This window comes from Roseibium sp. TrichSKD4, from assembly GCF_000148725.1.
In the GTDB taxonomy this organism is placed as follows: domain Bacteria; phylum Pseudomonadota; class Alphaproteobacteria; order Rhizobiales; family Stappiaceae; genus Roseibium.
Map to the genome: position 1 here is coordinate 20,834 of NZ_GL476308.1, position 4,786 is coordinate 25,619.

General features: G+C 57.3%; 6 protein-coding genes and 2 pseudogenes. 1 reads left to right on the forward strand and 7 read right to left on the reverse strand.

Going from position 1 to position 4,786, the window contains the following annotated elements:
- A pseudogene (locus TRICHSKD4_RS05655) lies at positions 1-296 on the reverse strand (transposase); the annotation flags it as partial.
- A gap of 352 nt (positions 297-648) precedes the next feature.
- Between TRICHSKD4_RS05655 and TRICHSKD4_RS05660 the strand changes: the two are divergent.
- Positions 649-912, forward strand: a complete 264-nt coding sequence (locus TRICHSKD4_RS05660; protein WP_009465855.1) for a transposase — start codon at positions 649-651, stop codon at positions 910-912.
- A gap of 146 nt (positions 913-1,058) precedes the next feature.
- Here TRICHSKD4_RS05660 and TRICHSKD4_RS05665 read toward each other — a convergent pair.
- The 6 genes and pseudogenes from TRICHSKD4_RS05665 to TRICHSKD4_RS27975 form a co-directional block, all read right to left on the reverse strand.
- A pseudogene (locus tag TRICHSKD4_RS05665) lies at positions 1,059-2,255 on the reverse strand (IS1380 family transposase); the annotation flags it as partial.
- A gap of 127 nt (positions 2,256-2,382) precedes the next feature.
- On the reverse strand, positions 2,383-2,628 hold the full coding sequence (locus TRICHSKD4_RS32235; RefSeq protein ID WP_371256676.1) for a transposase domain-containing protein: 246 nt from the start codon (positions 2,626-2,628) through the stop codon (positions 2,383-2,385).
- Positions 2,514-3,479, reverse strand: a complete 966-nt coding sequence (locus tag TRICHSKD4_RS31160) for an IS66 family transposase (RefSeq protein ID WP_208993009.1) — start codon at positions 3,477-3,479, stop codon at positions 2,514-2,516. The genes TRICHSKD4_RS32235 and TRICHSKD4_RS31160 overlap by 115 nt, the downstream gene beginning before the upstream one ends.
- Positions 3,397-3,903 carry a transposase gene (locus tag TRICHSKD4_RS31165; protein WP_009466508.1) on the reverse strand — a complete coding sequence of 169 codons (507 nt, stop codon included), beginning with the start codon at positions 3,901-3,903 and terminating at the stop codon, positions 3,397-3,399. Before TRICHSKD4_RS31165 ends, TRICHSKD4_RS31160 begins: the two co-directional genes overlap by 83 nt.
- A 69-nt stretch (positions 3,904-3,972) precedes the next feature.
- Entirely contained in the window at positions 3,973-4,320 is a 348-nt protein-coding gene (gene tnpB / locus TRICHSKD4_RS05675) for an IS66 family insertion sequence element accessory protein TnpB (RefSeq protein WP_009465831.1), read from the reverse strand.
- A gap of 4 nt (positions 4,321-4,324) precedes the next feature.
- Positions 4,325-4,702, reverse strand: a complete 378-nt coding sequence (locus TRICHSKD4_RS27975) for a transposase (protein ID WP_208992979.1) — start codon at positions 4,700-4,702, stop codon at positions 4,325-4,327.
- Positions 4,703-4,786: the final 84 nt, after the last annotated feature.

The window sequence follows — 4,786 nt, forward strand, 5'->3', positions numbered from 1 at the left end:
TGCGACGACGCGAAGGGCTCAGAAGTTTCCTTCGCTGCTTCGCTCAAAATGAGTTTGTCCAAAGTCAAATCAGACACCGCACGTCTGAGCCGCTGGTTCTCTTTCTCCAAATCCTTCAGACGCGTAAGCTGTGATCGCTGCATCCCACCATACAGCTTCCGCCACCGATAGAATGTCTGCTGCGTCACACCAATCTGGCGAACCGCTTCGGCAATCGTCGCTCCCTGTCCTTGCAAAACTTCAACCTGCCGAAGCTTCGATACAATCTCTTCGGGCTTCTCTCTTTTCCCAGCCATCGCTGATCCTCCAATTTGAGGGATAAACTATCCCAGTTGGTGGACCACTTTCAGGGGGCTATTCCACTCTCTAGGCTCAGGACTCATTAAAGCCACCAGGTGACGATTGCGCCAATTGTGATTGCGGCTATGAACACATCGGTTCGACGGGAAACTGCGGGGCCATCCACCGTTTCGATCCATCTGGACACCTGTATCGACCCAGTGAATTTCTGCTCATGCTATTTGGAAGGAGATAGCGATGAGCGAGACGATGACAGAGGCAGTGAAACGATGGACGTAGAAGTCTGACCCAGCCCCCTGAATTCCAGCCATCTTGGTGTTAGTGATTCATCTGAGGAAAGGATGGACCATGAAACGCAGATTCAGCGACGAACAGATCATCGGGATGATCAAGGAGTACGAGGCCGGGGTAAAGGCTTCCGACCTTTGCCGGAAATATGGCATCAGCGACGCAACGTTCTACAAGTACAAAGCCAAATTTGGCGGCATGAACGTGTCCGACGCGAAGAAGCTGCGGTCTCTGGAAGACGAGAATGCCCGGCTGAAGCGGATGTTGGCGGAGGCGATGCTCGACAATGCCGCACTCAAAGATCTAGCGACAAAAAACTACTGACGCCTGACGTGAAGCGCTGTGCTGTGCGGGACGTAATGGACCGGCATGGCCTGAGCGAGCGTCGGGCATGCCGTCTTGCGGATCTGGACCGCTCAACGTTCCAGTGCCGGAAACAGGATCCGGGTGACGAGGCCTTGCGCATAAGGTGTCAGCGACCAGTCGGCGACCTCTTCCGGGAGGTCTAGCCCTTGCAGGAAGACACCAAGGTTATACGCCAATGCGTGAAGCTGAAGCCGGACCTCATTGTCACAGAACCGCTTGCAGGACAGGCGGGTCCAAGTGATGGCGTTCTTGCCTTCTTTGATGTGCTGTTCGGCTGTGCCGCGCTGATTGTAGAAGCGGATGATCCATTCCGGCTCCATCGGCAAGTTGGTGACGACAAAACCCACGCGAGGGAATAGATCACCGGGATACCATTCGATCTTGGCAACCACCTGACGGGGCTTGCTCCATGAAGCAGCCTGATACTCAAAAACCTCATAGAAGCGCTTGATCTTTGTCTTTGAGGGACGTCCCACGGGGCGGGTCAGCTGATGGCTGATCTTCTCTTCCAGCACAGCGTTCTTTTTGAGGCGGATGGCGTAGCGGTACCCTTCAGCCTCTAAAGTCTCGTAAAGTTCCGGAATGGCAAAGGCGGCATCAGCGCGAAAGAAGCGCATGATGTCGCGCTCTGCATAGCGCGCAATGACGGGTATCAGAAGAGCCTTCCAGTCATCCGCGCTGTGGACGCTGCCATTGCGCAGGGCACAGCGTTCCAAGTGGCCAAACTGATTGAAGATGAACAATGGGTGATAGCAGTTGCAGCCGAAATGCCCGTTCCATGCGGTTCCCTCCTGAGCGCCATGGGTGGGGCTGACAGAGCTATCCATGTCCAAGGTGATGTAGTTCAGTCCTTGGCGACCATGCACCGCATCAATCCATTGACCGGGCATATCGGCCAAGGCTTCCCTGTTGGCGGCAGTCGCGAGCACCTCAGTCTCAAAGCGGCCCATCTGGGAGGAGGATGCCGCCTGAGTGTCAACGGCACGGCCCCCGATAATCTGGCGCATTACCGGGTCACGCGACAGACGCACGGCATCATTCACATCTTCATAGCCCGCAAGGCGACCAAATATCGATTGGCGCAGCAGGCCCATCAAGGTGTGAACGCCATTCTTACCTTTGCGGGTATCCCGAAGGAACCGAACCGCTTTGCCGAAAAGGCCAAGGGCGTCATCAAGCTCCCGGTAAAGCAGAAGACCACCATCAGAACTGATCTTTGAACCGTGGAATTCCAACCGCACCCGAGGGTCAAAATCCAGCCGAAAATCGCTCTCAGAACCCGCACCCGTTGGGTGTGCCATTTTTCAGCCCTCCGTCATCAAGTAACACGCTGTAATATAAAGAGAAAAATAGGATAGAAGAAGCTAAATCAGCTGACTACTGTGACCGTCCGGCGAAGGCGCTCTGGCGCGACACCGATGCGGCCTGTTACGCTGCCTGAGCAGCGTAACGCCAGGGCAGAAGTTCGTCGAGGCGTGTGATTTTGTGGTCGGCGACTTGACCGAGGACCCAGGTCAGCCAGGCCTGAGGGTCAACACCGTTGAGCTTGGCCGTTTCGATCAGGGTATAAGCGATAGCCATGGCTTTGCCGCCGCCTTGGGAGCCTGAGAACATCCAATTTTTGCGTCCGATGGCGACGGGTTTAACGGCGCGCTCGGCGGTGTTGTTATCCAATTCCAGATGGCCGAGCTCAAGGTATGGGCGTGCTTTCGGCATCGGCCCAAGGCATAGCGGATGGCTGCGCGAGTGGTGACTTTCCCGAGATTTGGGCAATTGCGTCTGCAACCATTCTTCCAAGGCGTCAAAGATCGGTTTTGCCCTAGCTGCCGGATGGTAGCGCGGTCTTCGGGGGGCATGCCCCTGATCTCTTTCTCGATAGCGTAAAGCTCAGCAATCCGGCGGATGACTTCTTCGGCAATGGCGCTGCCCTGCGAGGAGAAGACATCCACGAACTTGCGTCGTACATGCGCCATGCAGGCCATCTCATCGGCTTTGTCGTCACCGAACACACCGTTGAACCCGGAATATCCATCCGCATGGACCCAGCCCTTGTATCCCGACAAATGAGCAACGGGATGCTCTCCTTTGCGATCCACCGTGAACTGATACCATGCACAGGGTGGCGATTGGCCAGACCAGGCACGCTCATCCCGCACATAGGTCCAGACCCGCGCCGTTTTGGTCTTCTTGTTGCCGGGGGCCAGCATTTTGATGGGCGTATCGTCGGCAAAAAGCGCAGGTCCTTGCCGCACCATCCGTCCGATGGCATCGGCAAGAGGTTCCAGCAGGGCCGTCGAGCGACCAACCCAGTCGGCCATGGTCGAGCGGTCCAGATCGACGCCTTCACGGGCAAAGATCTGGCTCAGGCGATAGAGGGGTAAATGATCGGCATATTTGCTTACCAGAACATGGGCCAACAATCCCGGTCCGGGCCGCCCACGCTCAATGGGGCGCGATGGCAGCGGCGCTTGCACAATCGCCTCGCACCATGAACAGGCTTTGCGGGGCCGGATGATCCGCTTCACCTTGAAGCGTCCCGGCACGTATTCCAACTCTTCGGTGACACCTCACCCAGGGTGCGCAAGTTGCCACCACAACGACCGCATTCATCACCGGGAGAGAGCTCCTCGTCTTCCCGATCCAGATGATCCGGCAAGAGCTTGCGGCTGTGTTTGCGCTTCGGCTTTGGATCAACTCCCTCCGCGACGGGGCGGGCTGTTTTGCCTGGTCTTCAGCGGCCTCAACAATCTCGGCGTCCTCGAGCAGATCGAGATTGAGCTGATCCAGACCCTCAGACTTGGAGCCGAACCGATGCCGATTGGCCCCGTGCAACTGGTGTTGAAGCTGCTCGACCTTGAGGCTCAGAGCCTTGACCTCGTCGGCCAGAAGGCGGTTCACCGCCCTCAATTCGGCGGGGTCCTCCGGGGTGATATCAAGGTCCTTCAGCATCTTCGATCTTATATCAGATCAAGGGCGTAAGTTGAATCCCGAGAGGCGCGCAAACGCCAATATATTGGCCTATCCGACGCTCAGGGGCCGCCATGTTTTTTGCGGCATCCGCCAGTCTATGCCTTCAAGCAACATCGACAATTGCGCGGGCGTCACGCTGACCTTACCGTCCTTCGCAGCAGGCCAAACAAACCGGCCCTTCTCAAGGCGCTTGCTGAACAGGCATGCGCCCTGTCGATCCCACCAGATGATCTTCAGCAGATCACCGCGCCGTCCCCGGAACACAAACAGATGTCCAGAATAGGGATCAAGCTCCAGAACCTTCTCCGCCTGAGCCGCCAAAGTGTTGAACCCGCGCCGCATGTCCGTCACCCCGGCAGCCAGCCAAACCCGCGCGTTGGACGGCACGGGGATCACGGCATTAGACCTTCAACCAAAGCCAGCACCGTCGGCAGCGCCGTCGTCCCTTCCACCAATACCCGCCGCCCGTCCGACAGCGTGATATCAACCCGCTGAGCCGACAACGGCATATCCGAGGCAAGCGCCGCGATCTGGTGGCCTGGTGCGGCCTGCGGGCCTCTATCTCCACTGGTAGAAACGCCGCTCCATCAAGGACGCAATCGCTGTCTTCTGGCGCAAACCGCTCATCACGCAGCCAGTTGTGGATCAGGTTCGCATTCATCGCAGAGCGGCGCGCAACCTGCGCAACCGAAACCCCCGGCACTCTGGCCTGCAAACAGATCGACCGCTTCTCGTCATCCGACCAAAACCGCTTCTTGCTGCCCTTCTTCGTACCCAAAATGTGCCTCACAATGTCCATTAACGAAAATGGACATTATCACCCCACTGCGCTCCCGTCAGAGCGGGAATACCGAACGCTCAC